A 22,632-nucleotide genomic window follows, 5' to 3' on the forward strand; every position below is an offset into this window, starting at 1 on the left:
ACATAATTGTGTAAATACGCTTCGACAAGTAATAGCAGTACCTATTTACACACGCGCTAGGTAAATATTCCGCGCCCCTATGCGAAGCCCTCGGCTCTGCCAGCCAAACACAAACCAAAATTAGTTCCAAATCAGAAAAAATAACCTCTCCACGCCGCAGTTCAAAAAATCTTAGATAAAAATTTTATCTTTGACTGATAGCATTAGCATATCCATCGCGTATATTGGAGATTATCATGAAATTTTCTAAATCAATATTTGCGATATCGGCAGTTATACTGTGTTTTCTTGCCGTTATACCAGATCCAGCGTTTTGTCTGAAGGATTATTCTAACTCCAGAAAAAAACCAACAGCAAAGCACTTTCTAGAAACTGATAAAAAAACAAATAATGACGACGAAAAAGACCCCGGTAGGAGTGGAACAAGGGTCTAGGAAAGAGCGATTAAAAAACCGCGAAACCAACACAACTGTCTAGCCAAGAAAAAAGCGCCATGGCGACACAGAAGCAAAACCAATCACAACACACACGCGTACCCGCAATATACCGTACACTCTCGGTCCTGAAAGATCAGCCAAGATCATCAGCTGAGCTATCAGACTCAACCGAATCTTCTCCACATCGTTCATCAGAACCCCCTGCAAAGGTCCCGCCATCAGCCACTTTACCAGATGCATGACCAAAAGAAGCTGAAGAATCTAAAGAACCTGCAGATAAAGACGCCGAATGCACTTGTTTTATAGGAGAAAATATAAGCAAAACCCTCTTAGATTCTTGTTTTGCTGCGCCTTCTTGCTTTCCAACAACAGACAGGTCCCTGACAACATTGTCGAGCAGCTTTTTCCACACATCTTGATGAGCTATCTCTCTGCCGCGAAACTGCATGCTGACCTTAACGTTATCACCTTTTTCTAAAAATTTCACTGCATGAGAAATTTTAACTCTATAGTCGTGCTCTTGTATGGTCGGGCGAAGTTGTATCTCCTTAACATTAACAATTTGCTGCGCCTTTTTGTTTTTGCTCTTCTTCTTCTGTTCCTGGTAGCGCATCTTCCCGTAATCAACCATCTTACAAACGGACACTCCTGGGTCTTGCCTAAGCTCCACAAGATCAAGCCCTCTGCCTTTCGCGATCCTAAGAGCATCATGAAGAGAAAAAATTCCCTCCACTTCCCCTCTTTCGTTTATCATACGAACTCTCTCAGCGCGAATCATACTGTTGACTCGAACCTCTCTACCCTGCTTTTTCTCCAACCAATCCCCTCTAACGATGCGAACGATTATACGATTGTGCACAAAATAATCTCGCTCATCAATAGGATCGAAGATAAAAAATCTCTGTACACACTTTATTTATCAGTTTCTGCATAAAACCTCGAATAAAGTTCACTCTAGACGCAAAATCGGACAAAACAGTAGCTGTAAATGAGTCGTCCATAACAATGCGCTCAACGAAACAAGGTCAAAATAGCCATACAAACAATGATAAAATATAAACACTATTGCTATTAGCTTTGTCGCCAGTTAAAATTTGCATGTCAGGCGGAAGCCTGGCTATGACGATAAACGTTGCGCGTAATAACCGTAATGGACCCGGGGGCAGAGCCCGGCGCCTCCACCAGTTATGGGGGCGACATAGGATCGACATGCGGAGTAAAGGTGTCGCTTTCGTCCGAGATTGTTCCGTCGTTATCGGGCTATAAAGTTGAATGCCAAAACAATAAATGCATTCAGTTCTTTTAAGGATTCGTTTGGCGGATTTGCCAATCAAATCTCTGGTGTCCAGTTAGCTGCTGCTGCGTAAGGGTAGCTTAGGATTCCGAAGAACTAGCGGCTTAAGGGGCGCCGAGCAACAGAAGCCCCTTACCTAATAGTCGGGGGATAGTTGTGTTTAATTACGTCGAATGGCTCGAAGATGGAAAAAGAAGCGTTGTGCGACAAGCGCTGAGAGAGGCGCGAGATAGCGGTATTTCTCCTCCAAACAAGCTGTATATTTCCTTCTCTATCAACTATCCAAAAGTAAAAGTACCTCGAGATATTGCGTCAAGCGACGACGAGATAAAAATAGCTATTTATGATGATTTTTGGAATCTCTCTGTAGACGATGAGTTGTTTTCCGTGGAGCTTCTCGTAAATAACAACCGCCAACTTTTTGTGATACCGTTCAAGGCAGTAAGAACCTTCATTGACCCTGGGGCAGAATTTGCACTTCAATTTGAACCTCCAGAGTTCCCGTTTCTTGGAGATAATGTTATCCCGTTCGAGAGATTCAAGAGCTCCAAGTAAAGCCTGAAGACAGAAAACCATACACATCCGTTAGTTAATGCCTCGCGCATGGCGACTTTTGGCTAGATTCCAGCGGCTCATTAAGCTCATTCCAGTCTTTGCCACTAAAAGTCTTTGCATCAAACCCCTTTTTGCATTATACCCATTATACTTGAGTGCACGTTTAACAGAGTAGACTGAACGGCAACAGACAGAAATAGCAAGCTCCGGCAGATTAAATAATTGGAAAGAACAGAATGATTAAAGAAATAAACCTTTGCAAAACCGCTACCAACAACCCTTGCTCGCGGGCAAAAAATGCATTGCCAGCAATCTCTGGCGCATTGATTAACGTATTCAGCCCACATCATCTGGCAAAAAACATTGATAGATTTATCGACATGGTATTTCCAAAAAAATGCCAGTGCTGCAGAGAGGTGGTACAGTGGGACGGCATATGCCCAAAATGCTGGAGCAGGTTACTGTTTATAAGACCCCCTATGTGCAAGATATGCGGCTCTCCCTTTGACAAAACAGACCAGTTTGACCTGTGCACAAGCTGCATGTCAGGGCTTCCTGTTTTCGATAAACACAGATCTCTCCTAAGCTATGGAGGAAGCGCTCGCAAATTGGTTTTGAGCTTGAAATATAGGAAAGACAATTCTTCCGCTATGTTTATCGCAGAAATTATGCTTCCGATGGTTCTAGAAATAGCTCATAAAGTTGACTATATAATTCCAGTTCCGCTTCATTGGACTCGAGTATCCAAAAGAGGCTTTAACCAATCCGCTCTTATAGCCAGACACTTATCAAGATTCCTGGGAATCCCAATACTAATAGACTCTCTGACTAGAAACAGAAAAACTCCATCACAAGGCAGCTTAACCTCGCATATGAGAGAAAAAAATGTTGCAGGAGCCTTCTCTGTGAAATCATCGAGTTCCAAGATGATAAGCGAAGCAAGAATACTGCTAGTAGACGATGTATATACCACAGGATCAACAATAAACGCATGCTCAGAAGCGTTAAAACTCACAGGAGCAAAAAAAATAATCGCCGTAACTCTGGCAAAAACGACAAAACTCAAAATTTAAGATAAAGAAAAACAAGTTCATCAAAGCTGCATCTCATAACCCCATAAAACAGCTAACATTATCTCAAAATGTTCTCTGAAGTTGCATGGCATTGCCTAAACCGGGTCACTAGTGTTGCGTTTGCAGCGATCTCTGTCATGCCTTATACTTAGTCGGCCAGATAATGAACATACACAGTACATGAGTGATCAAAAACATCAAGGACAAAGACGAGCTCTTGGACGCGGTCTATCCGCGCTTTTCAACGATGAGGAAGAAGAACTGCTTGATTCAGAAAAACTCATGCTGGTATCTGCTGATGAAATAAAGGCAAATCCTAACCAGCCGCGCTCAACGTTCGACGAAATTTCTCTTGGAGAGCTTGCTTTGTCCATTAAGGAAAACGGAGTACTGCAGCCACTTTTAGTGCGCAGAGTGAACGGCCTTTTCGAACTCATAGCCGGAGAACGCCGTCTGCGAGCGGCTATAAGCATAGGCATAGACAAAATTCCTTGTAGGGTGATAGAACTCGATGACAAAAGGTCTCTGGAAGTTGCAATACTAGAAAATGTACAGCGAGACGACTTGAATGCAATAGAAGAAGCTCTTGGGTACAAACGCCTGATAGAAGAATTTAATTACACACAAGAAGATCTCGCCCAACGGATAGGAAAAAGCAGGAGCTACCTTACAAACATACTAAGACTTCTATCACTTCCAGCAAACATACAGCTCCTTATTCGTGATGAAAAACTATCAACAGGCCACGCAAAAGTACTCGTCAGCGCAAATGACCCAGAAAAAATAACTGACGAAATATTGCGAAATAATTGGACCGTCCGCCAAACAGAAGAGCGCCTCCGCTCCGTCCGAGAAAAAAGAAGAAAATCCAATAAGAATCTAGCGCATACAAAAATTTCCACAGAAAACACGCGTTCAGTACATAGCGAAAAACAAGACGGAGTAATCCGATCCGAAAAAGCACAGCTTTTCAACGAGCAAACAATAAACGCAGGATTATGGGCAGAATCCACAGGAGATGAGGAAGAAGCTCAGGTATGCGCAGAACAGCTCGCCAAACTAACTGGCCTACCTGTTATAATTGATATCAAAAAATGCAGGGTGACGTTTATAATAAAGACCGCAGACGAGCTTGATGAATTTATGCGAAAACTAAACTCCTCCATTGACTCTGCATAGAAAACACGCAGCAAAGAGGCCTTTTTTGGGCAGCTGTGTGCGCTTGATTTGCGCCTACGCTCAGCTGTTTGTTTTGTTTTACAGCGCCTATCTTCGATAATGCCATAAATAAAGTAAAACCTTAAGTATTTACCGCTTTTTAACTGAGATATTATAGAATTAGCATACCTAATCATTTTAGGGTGAGCTTATAAAAGATTTTCGCTTAAGCTCCAACTATAGAAGGAGAAAACAATGAATAAATACTTACTTACGGTGCTGGCAGTTATTTTCGGATTTGGTGGAGTTTCTTTCGCCGAAGGTGAACCTACTGCTAACAACGCCGGACCAAGTCAATGCGATGCAGCGCTTACATCATGTAAACAAAACTGCTCTAAAAACCAAACAGGGTGCCTCAACGGATGTGCCTCAACTCTTACAAATTGCGGAACTTCCTGCAAGGACAACCTCAACCAATGCCTGCAGCAATCAGGACAAGTACCTGCAAACTAAGATTTCACGATTCTTTTAGCACGTCGTTTCAAAAACAAACCAGCGCGCCGATCAAAGGCGCGCTTTTTCTTACTTAGCTCTTTTTAAAAACAGCAACAAACATTCGCACCAAACACAACCGAACACAAGAATAGCGCCTTTTGATAAGAACCACACATAAATTTCGCTCCGAGAGCCTATCTTTATGTCACAAAAAACAACACGCTCATTCTTTATTTTTCAAGTGTTCTCCATACAGACTCTGCCACACAAAATAACAGATAAAACTTCATGGCGGAGAAGGAGGGATTCGAACCCTCGATACGTTTTAGCGTATACGCGATTTCCAGTCGCGCGCCTTCAGCCGCTCGGCCACCTCTCCAACGCTCGTTAATTTTAGATTGAATTTGAAAAGTTCTCAATACACAAAAAAACAGACCGTCGTTCGTAATTTGCCAATCTCACCTCTTTTTTATCATAGCTGTATAAACAGCTTGTGCCACTATAGAGCCGTCAACAAGCGCCATACCGGAAAACTTCCAAACACTCCCTCGGCAATGTTCCTTGCTAACAGAAAGACGTATTGTGTCGCCAGGAAATACAGGCTTTCTGAATCTAGCGTCTGATATAGACATAAAATACACTAGGTGATTCTTTTCCGTAATACCCAAAGTCCGCATAACCAAAACCGCTGCCGTCTGCGCCATAGCCTCTATTATAAGCACTCCAGGCATAACTGGCTCTCCAGGAAAATGGCCAGCAAAAAAGTGCTCATTGGAAGTGACATTCTTTACCCCCACAGCACTCTCACCAAGAACAACTTCCTCTATTTTGTCTATAAGAAGCATCGGATACCTGTGCGGTATGGCTCCCATTATGTCCTTTACATTAAAAGATAAGCCAACAACATCACTTTTCTCAGTCATAAGAACTTCCTCCTCCTACAATCGTAGCATAAAGCCAAGCCACTTCCACCAAAGAACCGACGCTAAACACAAACAGGTATTATAAATTAACATCATTTTTATGAAAATTTCCATAGACTATTGGCATTGTACAAAAATTCGCTCCCAGTCGTAGGGCATTGATACCATTTCCAAGTTATGGCAAAAATACTAAAAACGCCTATGCAATCACGCCAATCAAAAGAGTCGACCGAAATCTTACAAGAAGAAGGCCACGCAAGTCGAAACCACCATTAATGAAATAGAAACAAAAGAGACGTTTCCCAAAAACAAGGGTTACCTACCTCTGCCTCTGCGAGCACTTTTTTCTCCGATATCTTCATTTCCAGCTTCTTTTGAGCTATCGCCGCACCCCTGCTCATTTAAAAGCTCTTCTTCCTCCGCGGACTCGAGATGGGACTCTGAGGATTTAGCTTTGTCGTCAGAACCAGAAATAGTGCTCACCGTTCGAACATTTCCAACGCTAAGAACCCTGCTATTTTCCACAGGCCGCGCATCTGCAAGGTACCTTTTAGACAATTTCGCAACTCGCTTAGGGTTAGTGAGATACGCAAGCTCAGCCTGCATAGTTCCTATATTCTCACGCGTTTTAGAGATCATAGTATGCATGTTTTTTATGTTACTCTCTAGAGCTAACACCTCGTGTTTAACGTAAAAGAGAAACCCACCAGAAAACCCAGCCAACGCCAGAACTATAAGTAACAGAACTCTCATTGTTTTTTCCTCCCATCACACACTTTTATGGCCCACCTTAGCTTCGCTGACCTCGAACGAGGATTCTCTCGCACTTCTTCATCAGAAGGAACGACTGGCTTAGAGCACACCTTGAATTTGATACAGCCAACATCATCTTCCCCAGCGCTTTCTTTCTCGTATTTATCCCTCTTTTCACCAGAAGACCTTATGGATCTAAAAAATTGTTTAACTATACGATCTTCAAGAGAATGGAAAGACAAAACGACAATGCACCCATTAAGGGTCAAAAGAGAGCTGGCAAGTGGAAGCGCCTTGCTAAGCTCGTTCATTTCGTCATTCACAGCTATGCGAAGAGCTTGGAAAACTTTCGTAGCCGGATGCAGCCTTCCGGAAAATTTTATTTCGCTTTTAATCACGTGCGCTAGCTGCCCTGTAGAAAAAAAAGGTGCCCTCCTTCTTTCAGAAACAATCCTTCTCGCAATTTTTCTGCTATGGCGCTCTTCACCATAATTGAAAAAGAGATCGGCCAGATTTTTCTCGCTCCAACTGTTCACTATATCTGCGGCAGTGTTGCCGTTTTTTCCCATTCGCATATCGAGCGGACCGTCACGCATAAAAGAAAAGCCACGATCAGCAGAGTCTATCTGCGCTGACGAGACACCTAGATCCATGAGAACGCCAGAAAATAAAGCGCCGGCATCTTCTCCAAGCATGTCAGACAGAATAGTCATCATATCTGAAAAGCACCCGTGTACCAATTTCAACCGGTCTGCATACTTATCACATAAATATCTTTGCCCATATGATATCGCATCAGGATCTCTGTCTATGGCAATAACCTTACATCCTGGAAGCCTCTCCAAAAGCGCACATGTATGCCCTCCGCGACCAAATGTAGCGTCTAAAAACAAACCCTCAGAGCTTTTTTCGTCTGAACACATAAGGTCCAAAACTTCTTTCAACATAACTGGAATGTGGTTCATATTCAGCCTCCGAAGCTCTCGCTACACACGCAGCGACAGCAACATGAGAAACTGAAATCAATACACAACAATCTCATCAAAACTCCATTGTCACCATATTCCATAAACACCTCCACCAAGCGCCATCACGAAAGCGCTCCTATCAACGTTTTGCTCTTAGTACGAAGTCGTTCTCGCGCGTTTTTTATATGTTCATCAAATTTCTCTGGACTCCAAATTTGGAATGTCGGGCCACACCCAACAAACATCACTTCATCTTCTATAAAAGCATGCTCGCACAACACTTCTGGTAGCACGATCCTCCCATCTCCGTCGAACGACAACGAATGCGAGTCGGCAAAAATGCCAGACCAGTCTTGCTGAGCATCAGAAAATAGGTCTAGCTTATCCATATGCGCGCTGAGTTTTTCCATCCTGTCCATACCGAACCCTTCCACTGCAGAAAGAACAAGTGACCGGAACGCAACTATCCCTTGAAAATTTTGAGACGAAAGAACCGCCCGAAACTGGGCAGGCACAGAAACTCTCCGCTTCTTGTCCAGCTTATTTCGAAAGGTAGAGAGAAACACACCAGACACATCCACCCCCCATCAAAGCTAAAGCACAAAGACCCACTATAGAATGGGATACCATGGGATTAAAAGGGAGTCAATGGGATTTTATGGAAATTATACTAATTTCGACAAAATTCTTATTAGAAAAAGTTTCAAACACCTGGCCAATCAGGTAAACGATAGGTAAGCGTGAAAAAACAGCAGCCATATAAACTACACAATTGACACGAGCTTTTTCTCGAATTATTTATTAATAATGGAAATAATGGATATCACTGCTATACAACATTTTCTTCTTTTTCTGTATCTGAGGAATATCCTTCTTCTTGCAAAACCGACGAATCTATTCCTCCAAACAAATTGCCAGTACGCTGAAAATTGTCAAACGCTTTTATTGCCATAGCATCAATTTTCCTGCGCCGCTCCATCGCTTGTTTTCTGAGGAAATTATCAAGAGCTCTTTTTTCTACACGTTTGTCAACCTTTTTCTGCTCATAATGCTCAAACCTTGGAACCCTAGAAAAGCTATAGCCTTTTTGACCGCTTATATACTGAGCTTTGGCTACTTCTGACAATAAAGTTATAAAGACCATTGCGGCACCTATTATATATATAAACATATTTTTCAATCAAAAATAAAACAACGTCTAAAAATCATAGCAATTCTTTATAAAAATTAAATTAATACGCGCCTAATACTTAATGTAAAAATAAAATATTACTATCGGTGCTTGCGTAGCGCGCAAAACTGCAAAAAAGTATAATCGCAATAAAGCTATTTACATATCGTCAAACGAACGCCGCGTATGAATGACTCTCTAAAAATACGTATAGTAACTCTGTTTCCAGAAATGTTCCCGGGGCCTCTTGGATTTTCTGTTATAGGGAATGCAATAAAAAATAGGCTTATACAAATTAGCACAGTTAACATTCGAGACTTTGCGAGCGATAAGCACAAGACTGTAGACGATACAAGCTATGGAGGCGGACCAGGAATGGTAATGCGGCCAGATGTTGTAGATAAAGCATTAAAAAGCGCTATAAAAGGTTTAAAATCGCCCCGTATACTTTTCACCTCTCCGAGCGGAGCAACAGTAAAGCAACATATCCTGAGGACGTGGGCAGATGAGATGAGGCCTCTTGTATTTTTATGCGGAAGGTATGAGGGAGTTGACCAGAGGGTTATAGATGACTGGTCGTATGGGAAAAATGATGATTTCGGCAACAGCATCCAGCTTGAAGAGATCAGTCTGACAGATATAGTCCTGTGCGGAGGAGAAATTGCTGCAATAGCGATGATAGAAGGGTGCGCTAGGCTAATAGAAGGAGTTCTTGGTAATATAGATTCCATAGGCGAAGAAAGCTTTTCAAAAAACCTATTGGATCACCCACACTATACGCGCCCACACATTTGGAATGGAAAAGCCGTTCCAAGTGAGCTCTTGTCAGGAAATCACGCTACTATAAAACTTTGGAGAGAGCAGGAAGCGCGAAGACGAACGGAGGAAAAGCGGCCAGACCTGCTATTATGCGAAAAATAAAAAACTCGTATTCAAACAAAACCGCATTCAGACACCCAACCCAGAAGAAAAACAAGATTTTCATAATTGATGGAGATGCGCAAAATGCAAAATGCGTACAGCATACTTCCACATCGATAGCGCCCCGTACACCGATTCCGCCATACCGATGCCGCTATTAGAAATTCATCCAAAATTTTTCATAAATTTCGTCACCAATTTTGGTTCGAGTCATACTTTTTCTCGTAACCATTCAAAGAATCGCTCGGAGAAAAAGTTTTCTCCTGGACGCTTTTTTCAGGGTCATCAAAAATAGCGTCTCCGCATTTTATACCGGCTAAGCAAAATAAATCACCGCGAGTATAAAATTTCACTATATCGTCAAAGGCACCATTGTCCCCAGCCCTGGGCCTTGCACAAAAAAACAAATCGTCTTTGCAATTTTGTTTTTTGCAGTTGTTATATCCGCTGGAGATTGGCTTTCTGGCTCTACCAGCTCCGCCAATGAAAGCGCCAGCTCCTTTAGGCCCGTGACTTATAAGGACAACAGCAACTCCTCCAACAGTTTTTGCGCAAACATATTTGTTTACAGATTCCGTGTTTCCATCTCTGATATCTAGCGCACAGGGACGTCGCGCACTTTTTGTATATCCATTTTTAGGGAAAAAATCTTCACAGAAAGATTTTTTATTTGGCGTCGGGATGTAGTATGTTAGTGACGGATCAATGCACAGAGTCATCCAATTCCCAAAACCATCTTTTGCAACCCTCTCTGGAACTCCTATTGTCTTAAACGGAACAATACCAATATAGCGCTGCTCGGTGCTCATCTGTCCAACAGCCTCTCCAACAGCAGCTGGGTCAGCTGGACATGGCAGTCTTTGCATTCTTGCAAAAAAGTGCGCAAGAGCCCTCACAATCCTTTCCTGATTTTCTTCCGTCTTGCGAATTCTCATCTGCATATAGAATGTATTCACAGAAGACACTACAGCTCCCATAACAACGCCCATTATAACCAAAACGAAAGCTGTCTCTATCAGAGACATCCCAGAATTGCCAAAATGTTCAACCTCAGAACGACGGCAAGTCGACATCCCTAAGGTATGCCTGATAATAGAAACGAATCTGAATCTCCGGCCGCTAATGACACGACATCCAGAAACCAAAAGGTGGATCAACACAAACCCTGATGGTACAACAACTGCTGCTAGGCATACTATATAAAACAAAACTCTATCAATCGTCATATCAGCATCTGACGCTATACTTCTCTGGAAGCCATCTTCCATAGACCGACAACCTGCCGCCTCCATTTTTTCGCGCACACAGCTGGTATCCCTGCAATAATACTCCTTTCGGAACACGACCTCATGACCCCGCTTTTAGCAGCAACCATGGTCCCGCTCCCAATAGATATGTGCCCAGCCACACCTACCTGTCCTCCAAGAGCGCACCCATCCCCTATTTTAACGCTGCCAGCTATACCACACTGCGCGGCAATTATCACATTTTCGCCTATCGTAACGTTATGCCCAATTTGAGTAAGGTTATCGATCCTAGTATTTTTGCCTATAGTTGTGCTAGTGGACTGAAAAACGCCTCTGTCAACAGACGTTCCAGCTCCGATCTGCACACAATCTCTTATTACCACGATACCAGTGTGCGGTATATCTATCGGGGCCTCACCAGTCACAGAAAAACCAAACCCGCTCTGGCCAATCCTAGCCCCCTGTTTAACGTATACTTTGTCACCGATAGACGAATGCATAACAGATGCGCAAGACTCAAACACACACCCTCTCCCCGTCTCTACATTCGGACCGATAACACATTGAGAGCCCACAACAGACTCTTCTCCTAAAAAAACACGCCCATGAACGATAGAACCGGGAAAAACCTTACATCCCTTCCCCAAGCAAGAGTCTCTATGAATAAGAGCTCCGTCTATTCTGCTATATTCCGCAAAATTACATTCATAAAAAAATTGTGGGTATAAAATTTCCGCCGCCTTTCTTATACCAGCAACCGGGAATTTCGTCACAAGCGGCACACAAGAATCTGGAAGAAGGTGCGCGCTGTCAGAATCAATAAAACACGCAGTCGATTTCGTTTTATTTATAGAGTCGGCGACCCTCGCATTGCGCAAAAACTGTTTAGCAAAGAACGAAACCGAACCACTTACGGCTCTGTCGAGAGGCGCTATCTCACACACAGTCAACTTCTCCGCCTCTGGATGGACAAAAGACGATACCAAATCTCCGCATTCAATGACTATATCACCAATAGCAACGTGACGCCCACCAATTGAGCTCTCTACTCTATCATCTTCATTTGCAAACATTGAAGTTACCTACAGGCTATTTTTCATCAAGCTTCACAGGTATAGTAGGCAAGACCTCGTTCAATTTACCAACGACTTCCTGAGTGATATCCTTTACAGATTTATCGTTAAACCATAGAATCGCACTTTTCTCCATTATAATAGACAGGTCTTGCTTCTGTCCCATTTCTTTCAGTATCCCCGAGACTTTATCATTTAGAAGCAAAAGGACCCCCTGATAGGCCTTTTGAAGTTTGGCTCTACTGTCTTGAACCTTTTTGTTCAAAAGAGAAACTTTTTGGTCAAATGCAGACTTCCTCTCGCGCATTTGTTTTTCAGAAAGCGAGCTCCCAAGAGACGTTATCCGCATTTTTTCTTTTTCCAGGTTCTCATGGATTTTTGCAAATTCTTGCTCATACGCTTTTTCTTTCCCTTCCAACACTTCTGTAACCTTTTTCACCGCCTCACAGTTTTCTATGGCCTTTTGCACATCTACAATAGCAACATTTTTGTGTATTTCTGCATTCGCAACCAGCCCCCAACAAAAGGAAAAAGCCACAGCAACCACTAAACAAAAACCACACTTACTTCTCTCAAAATTCATATAAAGCGGATCTCCTACCCACAATGCCTAAAATCTCTACCGTCGATGGTACATCAAATTTCTTCTCATGTGTACGAAAAACATACCATTTTAAGCAATAAATATTTTATAAAATCGTATACGACGAATGAGCAGCGCCACAAAAACTCTCTTTATCATATGTCGAGCTGAAAATATTAAAAATGGTTAAATGGATGAATGAATTTTGTGATGTCCTGACCGTTATTGACGATTTTCACACCCAATTCTTTTTTTATAGTACCTATTTCGCGAAAACAATAACCAAATGCCTTATCAAAATTCTTGCTAGCCTGTTTGATAAGCGCTTTTGGAACAGAAAAAAGAAGTCCATAGTCCTCTCCTCCCTCAACGCACGCAAACTCAGAGTTTATGCATAGAAAATCGCAGGCTTCCTGAAACGCCAGGTCACATAGAAGAGACCTAACATCTATAATTGCGCCCACTCCAGATTCATTGCACATTTTCCCCGCATCTATAAAGATCCCATCTGACACATCCATCATCGCCGTTGCAACGCCAGCAAGAAACTGGCCCTCATCGACAAGGGCTTTTGGCCATAGAAATGTATTTTTGAATTTATCGAATATTTCAGAAGTTTTGTTCTGCTCAAGAGCTAGAAATCCGACATGAGCAAACCCGGCATTCCCAACGAAGCAGAGAACGTCTCCTACTGAAGCGCCGCTTCTTCTCACGGTTACACTGTCTCCGCGCGCCCCTATTACAGTAGAGTTTATATTCAATCCGCCATACGACTTTGTGGTATTTCCACCAATTATGTACACTCCAGCTTTTTCGCACTCAAAACATAAGCTAGTAATAAATTTGTCCATATATTCCGCGTGAAAATCTAGAGGAATACAAGCGGACAGCAATAAAAATCTTGGGCACCCGCCCATGGCAGCAATATCGCTCATGCTTTGGTGTAGCGCTTTACGGGCGAGACTTCCAGGAGAATGGTAACGCAGCCTAAAATGAACTCCCTCCACCAGGGAATCTGTGCTGATGAGCATTTTCTCTCCTGCGCCACCTCCAAACACAGCAGAGTCGTCTCCAATATAAAGCGGAAAATTTTTCCTAATGCTGTTGATCACTAAATCTTCAGAAATCCTCATATTCACACTTGCGTTCAGGCAAAGGCCGAAGGAGAAGACAGAAATGTCGTCCCGCTTTTGTCGCTTTCATGACACAGTATACTGCATATATTGCCTATTACAGATTTTAGCTCCGTTCTATGCACTATCATATCAACAAACCCATGTGCCTTTTGAAACTCTGCCGTTTGAAACCCATCAGGCAACGGCCGCTTCAGTGTTTCTTGTATCACCCTTGCACCAGTAAAACCTATTATTGCGTTCGGCTCAGCGATTATTATATCTCCAAGAGCTGCGAACGATGCTGCAACTCCTCCAGTTGTTGGATGAGTCATCACAGATATAAAGGGAATTTTTTTTTCTTTGACCCTGATAACAGCAATGACGCTTCTTGCCATCTGCATAAGAGAAAGGATTCCTTCTTGCATGCGCGCTCCACCAGACGACGGAATCACTATATAAGGAGCTCCTAGAGACACAGACTCTTGCGCAGCCATAAGAAGCGCTTCCCCGACGGCAATACCCATAGACCCGCCGATAAAGCTGAAGTTAAAGCAAGAAACCATGCATAATCTGCCATTTATATACCCCTTTGCAACAGTAATTGCTTCTCCACTTCCAGACTTAGCGCTAGCGTCTTTTAAACGATCTACATATCGCTTTTGATCTTTAAAATGAATAGGATCCGATATAACGGAAGGCATCGGCAACACCGAATACTCTGCATTATCAAAAAGCATAGCCATTCTTTTAGTAACAGGAATTTGAAAATGGTGCTGACAATAACGGCACACATAGCTCTGCGAATCGAGGTCTTTGCTAAAAATCATCTGCTCACATCCGGGACATTTAGCCCACAAATTGTCTGGAACATCGCTTTTCTTGACAAAGCTCCTTATCTTTGGCCTCAATTGAGTGAACCAATTCATACTTCCTCCGCACACAGCAGTGATCTAAACATTAAAATACCATATTTCGCGCAAATGGTAACTTTTAACTTACCTTGCATACGTTTTCAATATTTTGTCTGCGCGCATATCACAGCATAATTATACTTCTCCACCCTTGTAATTTTTTGTTAACGAACTTTTATTATACTTTTTTCATAAAATACATAAAATCCAACTAACATGAAATATAATAAAATATTACTAATAAGTGCCTTGATATTGTCAAGCAATGCGTTCGCCGGAAAAGATGACGAAAAAAACAAGGCGGCAGAAAATAGAAAAAACAAGGCGGCAGAAGATAGAAAAAACGAGGCGGCAGAAAATAGGCAAAAAGTACAAGAATTGGCTAAACAGCAGCGTCTCCAGGCAGTTCTACAACTCCAACAGAAACAGGAACTGGAACGGAAGCAGAAACAGAAACAGGAACGGAAGCAGAAACTGGAACTAGAACGGAAGCAGAAACTGGAACTACAAAACCAAACAGCTGGTAGCGCCCAAATAAAACAAACTGAAGATGCTAAACAACCACAATTGACCATGCAACAAATGGAAAAAACACATGCCCCCACGCAATCACTACAAAGTCAAGAAAGTCTAATAGAACCGAGCTTAACTGCGTCAAGAATAAAGGTTAAAGAACAAAATTTAAAATCCTCTCAAGAGGAAAATAAACGGCTAGCTCAAAAAATAGTCAAAACCCTTCAACCTTTAAGCGCAATCTCCCCTAAACAAAGCAGATCAAATTCCCCAAAAGAAGCGCGGTCGGAATTTCCGCATAAAACTGAAGATCAGAAAATAGAGGCACGCTCCATAGTGCAGGAAAAAATAATAGCAAAAATTCCAACGATTATAGAATCCACCTTGACTGGCAATATAAAACAGGTTCAAAAAAAGCTCGCTTTCGAAAATATCTTTAAAGCGCTCATACAAAGGGTAAACCCTGCATCTAATACGCTTACAATAGAAATCCCCGGAAGCAACGAAGAGCAAGTCAACAAAGAGCAAGTCAACAAAGAGCAAGTCAACAAAGAGCAAGTCAACAAAGAGCCAATCAACAAAGAGCAAATCAACGAAGAGCAAATCAACAAAGAGCAAATCAACAAAGAGCAAATCAACAAAGAGCAAATCAACAAAGAGCAAATCAACAAAAAATCAAACAATAAAAATTTGATCATAAAAAACGTTCTCTCAAATTCAATAAACGCCGGAGGAATACAACAAAATTCGCTCCGCAGTCTTGTAACGCTCACTAATAATATCTATGAACATTTATCTTCCATCATCCGCTCCAACAAAATAGACCCTCGTTTTCAAACGAAAATCAATGTAGATGCAAAAATACTATCTTCACAGGTAGACTCTATCTTGCCTGCGTATGAAAAAGGAGCAGAACTTACAAATAAAAAATCGCAAATAGGTAGAAAGCAACACACAGAGATCGATACGCAACTAAAACAGACTCCTGTTGATAATATAGAAAAACAAGCAACTACAACAAACACAAAACAGCAATTAGAGCAATTAGCTGCTGTTGATGATGCAAGGGACGCGAGCCAGTATTTAGAAGAGGAGAAATCTGCACCTGAACAACATTTATCAGATCAAGAATCATCGACGAAACCACAGGAACAAACAACAACCAAACAGAACAAACAAATAAAACTTATAGCGGAAAATCTTGATCCAACAAATCAGCAGCAGGTTAAAGCAACAACATCAGCAAAAAAAGCTCCGCAACAACTTTCTTCAGAAAATAAAACTAACAAACCACAAAATATTCGTGATTTTTTAAAACAGCAAAAATCAGCAAAAAAATCAGATTTACAAATACAAATTTCTGAAAATAAAAAAGAAATGACAGACAAGCAAAAAGCTGCATTCATAGAATTATCAAAAGAACTTAATAAAAATACCGAATTTGATAATACCGCAAACCAGAATTATAAATCAAAACAACAAGAGGAGCAAGCTATAAAGAATAAAGTTGAAAAAGAAAACTTATTAGCTCAGGACGAACTTGCCGCTGACAAAAGCACACAGACGCAACAAGATTTGATTCAGCAACCTGCTGCTACCAGCAAACAACCGTTTTCTGATGAAGGTTTTGAAGAATATGTTGACCAGGCAAACCCCAACGAATCAAATCTTTTATACTCCAAAATCCAGGCCCAAAACCCGGCACAAAAAAGTGGCGTGAAGCAAGCCCCAACTATACCACAAGAACAAAAAAAAATTGAGCAGCTTCAATCCTATGCTGATGAACTGGATAAATTTGCTTTAAAAGCACAAATTCCAGCTACCGGATATATCAATAAATTCAAGCTTCCGCATAAGGGGCTATCCAACGAAGATAAGTATAAAATGTGGGAAAAAATAGCAACTTCAGAAAATATAAAGTCCAACCTAAAAAACCATTGGAAAAGTATAAAAGACGCGCTATCGCAAGGAGACGATTCAAGTATGCTAGCTATCGATCAGCAGAAAGACGAATATGTCGAAGACATATATAGTTTGAAAGAAAAATTACACCCAGTATTAGCGTCTATCGGTAGGGCGACTGATCCTGCATCTCCGCAAGAAATAGACTCTATAAAAACTAGAAAATTCGCCAATTTCTTTAAAAATCAGGCCGAGTTTATTAAAGAGCGCTTAGCTCCTAAAAATAAAAACAAAACTGAAAACGAACTTTTAGAAAAAGCATACGAAGAGTTTAGCAAAATCCTTCCTAAAGAATGGGCTATGGCCAAAGATCTAGTCATAGAAAATAAAAATAAAGATCCCAAAGAGCAAAATGCACAAAACCTGACTGCTGCTAAATCTAATAAAAAACAGCAATCTCAAGAAAAAGCTCTAGGAACAAAAGATCGCGAAGAAAACCCACTCGAATCATCTGAGGAGAGCTATGACAATAAACATCTATCTGAACAAAATCGGCTACAACAGCAGTATGCGCAGACCATGATGCAACAGCAGCAACTATTCAATCCATATTTCATGATGCCAGTTCAATATGCGCAAAATCATCATCCTTATATAGATGAAATTGAGAATTTAAAAAGAAAAATCAAAAAACTTAAAAAATATAAAGCTGCAAATAGACAAAACAAGGGCCAGATAAAAGAAAAACAATTTATAGACTATGACTCAGACTATCAGGGAGACTCCGAATCATCTTCACCCCAAATTCAACCAAAAACACAAAAGCCTATATATAAGGATGCCAGCAGTCAATCAACAGAATCCAAACAATCAAACAAAGAGACAGAAAGCGGAAAGACCTCTGATAAAACAAAAACTGACTCTCCAAGTCAACAACCCCCTGCTAAAAAGCTGACAGAAGCCCAAATAATAAAACAAAAACAAGAGGCTCTAAATAAAAACAGCTGGTTTTTTTAATAGCTCAAAGTAAAATGATACATAAAAATCAATTTCCTATGCAGGGCTTCGGCCCTGTATTTTCTTTTTTATAAGATACAAATTTTAATCAAAATTTCTTGAAAAAATTTATAGAATGTTTTCATTTTTTCGTTTCTGAATTGGTTTTTGTTTCTGAATTAGTCTGTTTTTCCTTCTTCGCTTTCTTTTCAGCTTTTCCAGAATACTCCGTATGCCCTTTAATCTTGTGATATTCCTTCTCTGATGAGGAAACTTTCGCCTTATTTCCGTAAGGAAGGAAGCGAAGCTTTATATAACCGACGATCACTCTGGTTGTTGCGTCAATAATTTTGTAGCTATAAAAAACAGCTTTTCTATTTGCAGAATCTTTATCTATTGGCTTTGACCCCCATGGAATGTTCGTATCAATTCCTATTCCAATTACCTCTGGCTTATGAACGGCTCGATCGCTAACCCGAACCTCAAAATTTCGATAGCTAACAACCGGCATTAACTGCTCTGCTCTAGAGCATATCCAAATTGAATCTAGCTCGAACAAATCATCCGAACTTCCAGAAGAACTAAGTTTAAAAATGGAGCGCGGAGAAGATTTGTATATTTTTAGCATACCTTCTACCTGGTCATGAGACAGCTTCTGAGGAGGAAGAGCATGCAATATTGATGAAAAAACTCCTGCCACTAGGATAGCCCAATAGCAAAACGTCATAAAACACACACGGCAACAAGCCATCCACTTCGGGCCACCAGAGCCAAAATACATATTGAAAGTTCCAGCATTCCGCCGTGAAAAAAATATACACTAACGCGATAAAATTACTGTAAAGCCTATAGCGCCAATAAAAACCAACAGGAGAACAGAAGAAAATAAACAAGACGGGCACAGGTTGGCCCGCCTTAAGCACAACGGACGAAAAGACCACGAGAACACCACATTTCTCACAGTTGGGCGCAGAGCAAAAACAAATCCAACACAAGAACAAACTTGATGCGTTATGCCTTAGTGCCTGCGCCCCCCAACGTCCTATTCTTTCGCTTGTTTTATGCTCAGCTTTATTTTGCCTCGCTTATCAAACCCAACAACTTTAACCACAACTTCCTGTCCAACTGTCAGCACATCCGCAGGACTATCGATTCTTCTATCGCAAATTTCGCTCACATGCACAAGCCCATCCTGCTGTCCGCAAAAATTCACAAACGCACCGAAATCAACAAGCCCCACGACCTTGCCGGTAAAGACATCCCCAACAGAGGGGACAACCGTCGTCCCTCTAATTCTTTCAACAACGCGCTTAGAAATATCGTCAGACGCAGCAAATACCTTAACAACACCATCCTGAGAAACGTCTATTTCAGCCCCCATTTCGCACAAAGACTTTATATTCTTCCCTCCAGCACCGATCAGATCTTTTATCTTATCAACTGGAATCTTTATTGTTGTAATTCTTGGAGCGCTTTCACTTATCTTTTTGCGCGGCTCACTCAAAACCTTTTTCATTTCCGACATTATAAACTCTCTCCCTTCATTCGCTTGCTTAACAGCAGAGCGCAAAATATCCATCGATATACCAGACACCTTCAGGTCCATCTGAAGGGCCGTTATTCCCTTTTCCGTACCGGCAACCTTAAAATCCATATCTCCCAGGTGGTCTTCGTCCCCGCTTATATCAGAGAGAACTACAACTTTACCACCCTCTTTAATAAGCCCCATGGCTATTCCTGACACCATTCTTTTGAGTGGAACACCTGCATCCATTGCAGCAAGAGCCGCCCCACAAACAGTAGCCATAGAGGAAGATCCATCAGACTCTGTGATTTCGGACACCAGCCTAACAGTATACGGAAACTCCTCCTGGCTCGGCAACACAGACTTAAGTGCTCTCCATGCAAGATTTCCATGCCCAACTTCGCGCCTACCTGGAGGACCTACTTTCCCTACTTCTCCAACAGAAAAATTCGGAAAGTTATAGTGCAGCAAGAAAGTCTCATGCCGTACGCCATCAAGCGAGTCAACCATCTGCGCGTCTTTAGAGCTTCCAAGGGTTGCAACAACAACCGCTTGAGTGCCGCCACGCGTAAACAAGGCGCTTCCATGCACCCTCTCGAAAAGGCCCACTCTAGAGTGTATATCGCGAACATCATTAGCTCCCCTGCCGCCAATCCTTTTCCCTTCAGACACAATTCTATTTCTCACAAAAAATTTCCAGCGCTCAGAAAACATCTTGTCAAAACAGGCCCTTGCTTCTTCAAATTCAGTGCCGCAAGACTTTCCGTCTTCTCCTGAAAATCCCAAAGAACGGAACACATCATCTGCTATGAGTTTGAGCAGCGCCTTCCGTCTCTCCTTGTCATTATCATCGCAGACAGAAGAAAGTCTGCCCGACTCAGCATCTATAGCAGAAATAACTTTATCCTCAGAAACACAGCACTCTTGTTCCTTAGACCTATTATAATAGGAAGCGAACTTTCCGCTCTTCTTTCGATCTGTGTGTTCGGAGCATTCCTTGCAGAGCTGACCTATAGCGTCTATAACAGGAGCAAATGCAGACCTACCATGTTCAATAGCAAGCAACATATCCTCATCAGATAGCTCCATAGCTCCAGACTCAACCATGAGAACAGCATCCAGTGTCCCAGCCACCGTCAGATCAAGCTGGGATGCTTCAAGCGATTCTCTCGAAGGATTAAGCATAAAACCTCCGCTCCCCTTCATGCCAACTCGAGCAATACAGGCCGGTCCACTAAATGGTATCCCAGACAACATAGCCGCCGCTGACGCTCCGATTGTTGCTGCAATAACAGGATCCGAGTCATCGCTATAACTAAACACGCTACATATAATCTGTATTTCTCTTCCAAAATCAGAGCTAAATAACGGCCTGATGCTTCTGTCTATTATACGAGAAGCTAAAACCTCATGATCAGACGGCTTGCTCTCTCTTTTCAAAAAACCACCAGGTATTTTCCCAGCGGCGTACGCTTTCTCTTGATAATGAACAGAAAGCGGCAAAAACCCACAATCGAATCCATCCTTATCAGCAGCAGTAGCGACGCACAGAACGCTCGTTCCGCCATAACGCACTAAAACAGCTCCATCTGCCTGCCGAGCAAACTCTCCTGTTTCAAAAACAAGAGAACGCCCCGCCCACTGCACTTCTTTTTTGTGGGTTTTTACCATAAATATCTTCCTTTATTCACTAAACTTTTCCCTTTTGCCAACCTTCCTCGGAACTACCTTCTCAACCCTAACGATTTAATAACGTTTTGATATGATTCAGGGTTTTGTTTTTTCAAGTAGTCCAATAAAGACCTTCTTCTGCTCACTTGCTTTAAAAGCCCGCGCCTACAATGAAAATCCTTTTGATTCAACTTAATATGCTCACTTATGTTATTAATTTGAGCTGTCAAAACAGCTATCTGCACCTCAGGAGAGCCGGTATCACCCTGCTTCCTCTGAAAAGCCTTCATAATTTCTTGCTTTTTCTCTTTAGATATCGACATCTTTTTCCTCCATATTAGCGCCACAAAACAACAAGTATCACAAAAAACACCTCTTAGGAACAATCTCCTCACCGTCGCGATCACATAACGCAACCAGCATATTGTCGCACATACAGGCGACTCTGCCGTCCCCAGAACAACTATTTCCCTTCAACACCGGCAATCCGTGCCACAGCCTGCTTCGTTCCTCTGCTGTCACAGCGCAAACCGGGATGTCGCCCAGCCCAGCACACAAAGAAAACAAAAAGCCTCTATCGCCCTTATACATCATTTCCTGAAAAAAATCTATACTTGTCGCGAGCTCACAACTGAAAGGACCTACCCTAGTTCTTCTAAGCTGAGACAAATGGCCGCACGTGTTTAGGGCCCTAGCTATATCTTCTCCGAGCGAACGAATATATGTTCCGCTTGCACATTTTACCCTAAAATCTGCGGAATCAACCGTTTTCATATCTAAAAATTCAAGCTCAAATATTCGAACCTTTCTTGGCAAGATTTCAAAAACCTCTTTTTTTCTAGCCAATTTATATGCTGGAACCCCACGAATTTTTATCGCGCTAAATGACGGCGGAGTTTGGTCTATCTCTCCTATAAAGCCTCTAATCACAGATACGATTTCGGACTCTCTTGGAATATAGCAATTCCTTTCCTCTTCATCTCCATAGCAATCACCAGTAGAGGTCTTCGCTCCAAATGATAACGTAAACTCATACTCTTTGCTTTGAGACATAAGAATAGGAATAAGGCTCGTAGCCCGCCCAAAAGCAACTGGCAAAACACCTGTAGCGAACGGATCAAGCGTTCCAGCATGACCTGCTCGCACTTTTTTTCCAACAATTTCTTTGATGATCTTTTTAACCCTAGACGTCACACGCATAGAAGTTATTCCGCAACTTTTGTCTATTACAGCCCATCCATCCATTAAACATTCCAGATACGTTTCGCAATTACATAAATATTTGTAAAAATCCCTATAAAGTAAAGCGGTATTTAATCGATTTTTCTTTTACGAATAGCGCAAAACT

The 22,632-nt window shown here is 41.8% G+C and carries 21 protein-coding genes, 1 tRNA gene and 1 other RNA gene; 7 read left to right on the plus strand and 16 right to left on the minus strand.

Translation table 11 applies throughout. The annotated features are described in order from the left end of the window. Positions 1–236 precede the first annotated feature (236 nt). A complete protein-coding gene (locus HYD_RS01925) occupies positions 237–434 on the plus strand; it encodes a hypothetical protein (protein ID WP_236864419.1) in 198 nt (65 codons plus the stop codon). Positions 435–570: 136 nt separating this feature from the next. Here HYD_RS01925 and infC read toward each other — a convergent pair whose 3' ends face one another. Continuing rightward, positions 571–1,296, minus strand: coding sequence for a translation initiation factor IF-3 (gene infC, locus HYD_RS01930; RefSeq protein ID WP_272876436.1), 726 nt, complete (start codon positions 1,294–1,296; stop codon positions 571–573). A 202-nt stretch (positions 1,297–1,498) separates the two neighbouring features. Between infC and ssrA the strand changes: the two genes are divergently transcribed. From ssrA to HYD_RS01950, 4 genes are all read left to right on the plus strand, one after another. Next, positions 1,499–1,868: a transfer-messenger RNA gene (ssrA, locus tag HYD_RS01935) on the plus strand. A gap of 19 nt (positions 1,869–1,887) precedes the next feature. Beyond that, positions 1,888–2,286 (plus strand): ClpXP protease specificity-enhancing factor SspB, encoded by a 399-nt coding sequence (locus HYD_RS01940; RefSeq protein ID WP_236864423.1) that lies wholly within the window; start codon positions 1,888–1,890, stop codon positions 2,284–2,286. A gap of 380 nt (positions 2,287–2,666) precedes the next feature. After that, entirely contained in the window at positions 2,667–3,359 is a 693-nt protein-coding gene (locus tag HYD_RS01945; protein WP_236865805.1) for a ComF family protein, read from the plus strand. A gap of 180 nt (positions 3,360–3,539) precedes the next feature. Next, complete coding sequence (locus tag HYD_RS01950; RefSeq protein ID WP_236864426.1) at positions 3,540–4,538, plus strand: ParB/RepB/Spo0J family partition protein; 999 nt, start codon at positions 3,540–3,542, stop codon at positions 4,536–4,538. Between the two features lie 763 nt (positions 4,539–5,301). Here HYD_RS01950 and HYD_RS01955 read toward each other — a convergent pair. The 6 genes from HYD_RS01955 to HYD_RS01980 form a co-directional block, all read right to left on the minus strand. Beyond that, a tRNA-Ser gene (locus HYD_RS01955) sits at positions 5,302–5,391 on the minus strand. Between the two features lie 79 nt (positions 5,392–5,470). Then, entirely contained in the window at positions 5,471–5,935 is a 465-nt protein-coding gene (gene fabZ, locus HYD_RS01960) for a 3-hydroxyacyl-ACP dehydratase FabZ (RefSeq protein WP_236864428.1), read from the minus strand. 315 nt (positions 5,936–6,250) lie between these two features. Then, positions 6,251–6,688, minus strand: a complete 438-nt coding sequence (ftsL, locus tag HYD_RS01965) for a cell division protein FtsL (protein ID WP_236864430.1) — start codon at positions 6,686–6,688, stop codon at positions 6,251–6,253. Next, positions 6,685–7,653 (minus strand): 16S rRNA (cytosine(1402)-N(4))-methyltransferase RsmH, encoded by a 969-nt coding sequence (rsmH, locus tag HYD_RS01970; protein WP_236864432.1) that lies wholly within the window; start codon positions 7,651–7,653, stop codon positions 6,685–6,687. Before rsmH ends, ftsL begins: the two co-directional genes overlap by 4 nt. A 125-nt stretch (positions 7,654–7,778) precedes the next feature. Next, complete coding sequence (locus tag HYD_RS01975; protein WP_236864433.1) at positions 7,779–8,231, minus strand: division/cell wall cluster transcriptional repressor MraZ; 453 nt, start codon at positions 8,229–8,231, stop codon at positions 7,779–7,781. Positions 8,232–8,485: 254 nt separating this feature from the next. Next, on the minus strand, positions 8,486–8,827 hold the full coding sequence (locus HYD_RS01980; protein WP_236864434.1) for a hypothetical protein: 342 nt from the start codon (positions 8,825–8,827) through the stop codon (positions 8,486–8,488). Positions 8,828–9,013: 186 nt separating this feature from the next. Here HYD_RS01980 and trmD point away from each other — a divergent pair, with 186 nt between their 5' ends. Continuing rightward, entirely contained in the window at positions 9,014–9,748 is a 735-nt protein-coding gene (gene trmD / locus HYD_RS01985; protein ID WP_236864435.1) for a tRNA (guanosine(37)-N1)-methyltransferase TrmD, read from the plus strand. Positions 9,749–9,939: 191 nt separating this feature from the next. On the opposite strand, the gene HYD_RS01990 is transcribed toward trmD, so the two are convergent. The 5 genes from HYD_RS01990 to HYD_RS02010 all read right to left on the minus strand — a co-directional run bounded on the left by HYD_RS01990 (position 9,940) and on the right by HYD_RS02010 (position 14,692). Further along, entirely contained in the window at positions 9,940–11,052 is a 1,113-nt protein-coding gene (locus HYD_RS01990) for a type II secretion system protein (RefSeq protein ID WP_236864436.1), read from the minus strand. Continuing rightward, positions 10,989–12,068: a UDP-3-O-(3-hydroxymyristoyl)glucosamine N-acyltransferase gene (gene lpxD, locus HYD_RS01995; protein ID WP_236864437.1), complete on the minus strand. Its 1,080-nt coding sequence runs from the start codon at positions 12,066–12,068 to the stop codon at positions 10,989–10,991. Before lpxD ends, HYD_RS01990 begins: the two co-directional genes overlap by 64 nt. Before the next feature lie 16 nt (positions 12,069–12,084). Beyond that, positions 12,085–12,651 (minus strand): OmpH/Skp family outer membrane protein, encoded by a 567-nt coding sequence (locus HYD_RS02000; protein WP_236864438.1) that lies wholly within the window; start codon positions 12,649–12,651, stop codon positions 12,085–12,087. 176 nt (positions 12,652–12,827) lie between these two features. Beyond that, positions 12,828–13,784, minus strand: a complete 957-nt coding sequence (thiL, locus tag HYD_RS02005; protein WP_236864439.1) for a thiamine-phosphate kinase — start codon at positions 13,782–13,784, stop codon at positions 12,828–12,830. Positions 13,785–13,798: 14 nt separating this feature from the next. Then, positions 13,799–14,692, minus strand: coding sequence for an acetyl-CoA carboxylase carboxyltransferase subunit beta (locus HYD_RS02010; protein WP_236864441.1), 894 nt, complete (start codon positions 14,690–14,692; stop codon positions 13,799–13,801). A 201-nt stretch (positions 14,693–14,893) separates the two neighbouring features. Between HYD_RS02010 and HYD_RS02015 the strand changes: the two genes are divergently transcribed. Beyond that, positions 14,894–18,109, plus strand: coding sequence for a hypothetical protein (locus tag HYD_RS02015; protein ID WP_236864443.1), 3,216 nt, complete (start codon positions 14,894–14,896; stop codon positions 18,107–18,109). Positions 18,110–18,230: 121 nt separating this feature from the next. Here HYD_RS02015 and HYD_RS02020 read toward each other — a convergent pair whose 3' ends face one another. From HYD_RS02020 to truB, 4 genes are all read right to left on the minus strand, one after another. After that, positions 18,231–18,869, minus strand: coding sequence for a hypothetical protein (locus tag HYD_RS02020; protein ID WP_236864444.1), 639 nt, complete (start codon positions 18,867–18,869; stop codon positions 18,231–18,233). 261 nt (positions 18,870–19,130) lie between these two features. Continuing rightward, on the minus strand, positions 19,131–21,290 hold the full coding sequence (gene pnp / locus HYD_RS02025; protein ID WP_419469456.1) for a polyribonucleotide nucleotidyltransferase: 2,160 nt from the start codon (positions 21,288–21,290) through the stop codon (positions 19,131–19,133). 47 nt (positions 21,291–21,337) lie between these two features. Continuing rightward, entirely contained in the window at positions 21,338–21,607 is a 270-nt protein-coding gene (gene rpsO / locus HYD_RS02030; protein ID WP_236864449.1) for a 30S ribosomal protein S15, read from the minus strand. A gap of 37 nt (positions 21,608–21,644) precedes the next feature. Then, complete coding sequence (gene truB, locus HYD_RS02035) at positions 21,645–22,529, minus strand: tRNA pseudouridine(55) synthase TruB (protein ID WP_236864451.1); 885 nt, start codon at positions 22,527–22,529, stop codon at positions 21,645–21,647. Positions 22,530–22,632: the final 103 nt, after the last annotated feature.

The sequence above is a fragment of the Candidatus Hydrogenosomobacter endosymbioticus genome, from assembly GCF_021654655.1.
GTDB classification, from domain to species: Bacteria; Pseudomonadota; Alphaproteobacteria; order Holosporales; family GW7; genus Hydrogenosomobacter; species Hydrogenosomobacter endosymbioticus.

Bases quoted from the DNA above. Each gene is read 5' to 3' on its own strand.
- HYD_RS02020 (WP_236864444.1), bottom strand. From the start codon at position 18,869: ATGTATTTTGGCTCTGGTGGCCCGAAGTGGATGGCTTGTTGCCGTGTG.
- HYD_RS02015 (WP_236864443.1), top strand. From the start codon at position 14,894: ATGAAATATAATAAAATATTACTAATAAGTGCCTTGATATTGTCAAGC.
- ftsL (WP_236864430.1), bottom strand. From the start codon at position 6,688: ATGAGAGTTCTGTTACTTATAGTTCTGGCGTTGGCTGGGTTTTCTGGT.
- HYD_RS02010 (WP_236864441.1), bottom strand. From the start codon at position 14,692: ATGAATTGGTTCACTCAATTGAGGCCAAAGATAAGGAGCTTTGTCAAG.
- fabZ (WP_236864428.1), bottom strand. From the start codon at position 5,935: ATGACTGAGAAAAGTGATGTTGTTGGCTTATCTTTTAATGTAAAGGAC.
- HYD_RS01980 (WP_236864434.1), bottom strand. From the start codon at position 8,827: ATGTTTATATATATAATAGGTGCCGCAATGGTCTTTATAACTTTATTG.
- thiL (WP_236864439.1), bottom strand. From the start codon at position 13,784: ATGAGGATTTCTGAAGATTTAGTGATCAACAGCATTAGGAAAAATTTT.
- rsmH (WP_236864432.1), bottom strand. From the start codon at position 7,653: ATGAACCACATTCCAGTTATGTTGAAAGAAGTTTTGGACCTTATGTGT.
- truB (WP_236864451.1), bottom strand. From the start codon at position 22,529: ATGGATGGATGGGCTGTAATAGACAAAAGTTGCGGAATAACTTCTATG.
- lpxD (WP_236864437.1), bottom strand. From the start codon at position 12,068: ATGTTTGCAAATGAAGATGATAGAGTAGAGAGCTCAATTGGTGGGCGT.
- HYD_RS02000 (WP_236864438.1), bottom strand. From the start codon at position 12,651: ATGAATTTTGAGAGAAGTAAGTGTGGTTTTTGTTTAGTGGTTGCTGTG.
- rpsO (WP_236864449.1), bottom strand. From the start codon at position 21,607: ATGTCGATATCTAAAGAGAAAAAGCAAGAAATTATGAAGGCTTTTCAG.
- trmD (WP_236864435.1), top strand. From the start codon at position 9,014: ATGAATGACTCTCTAAAAATACGTATAGTAACTCTGTTTCCAGAAATG.
- HYD_RS01950 (WP_236864426.1), top strand. From the start codon at position 3,540: ATGAGTGATCAAAAACATCAAGGACAAAGACGAGCTCTTGGACGCGGT.
- HYD_RS01945 (WP_236865805.1), top strand. From the start codon at position 2,667: ATGGTATTTCCAAAAAAATGCCAGTGCTGCAGAGAGGTGGTACAGTGG.
- HYD_RS01925 (WP_236864419.1), top strand. From the start codon at position 237: ATGAAATTTTCTAAATCAATATTTGCGATATCGGCAGTTATACTGTGT.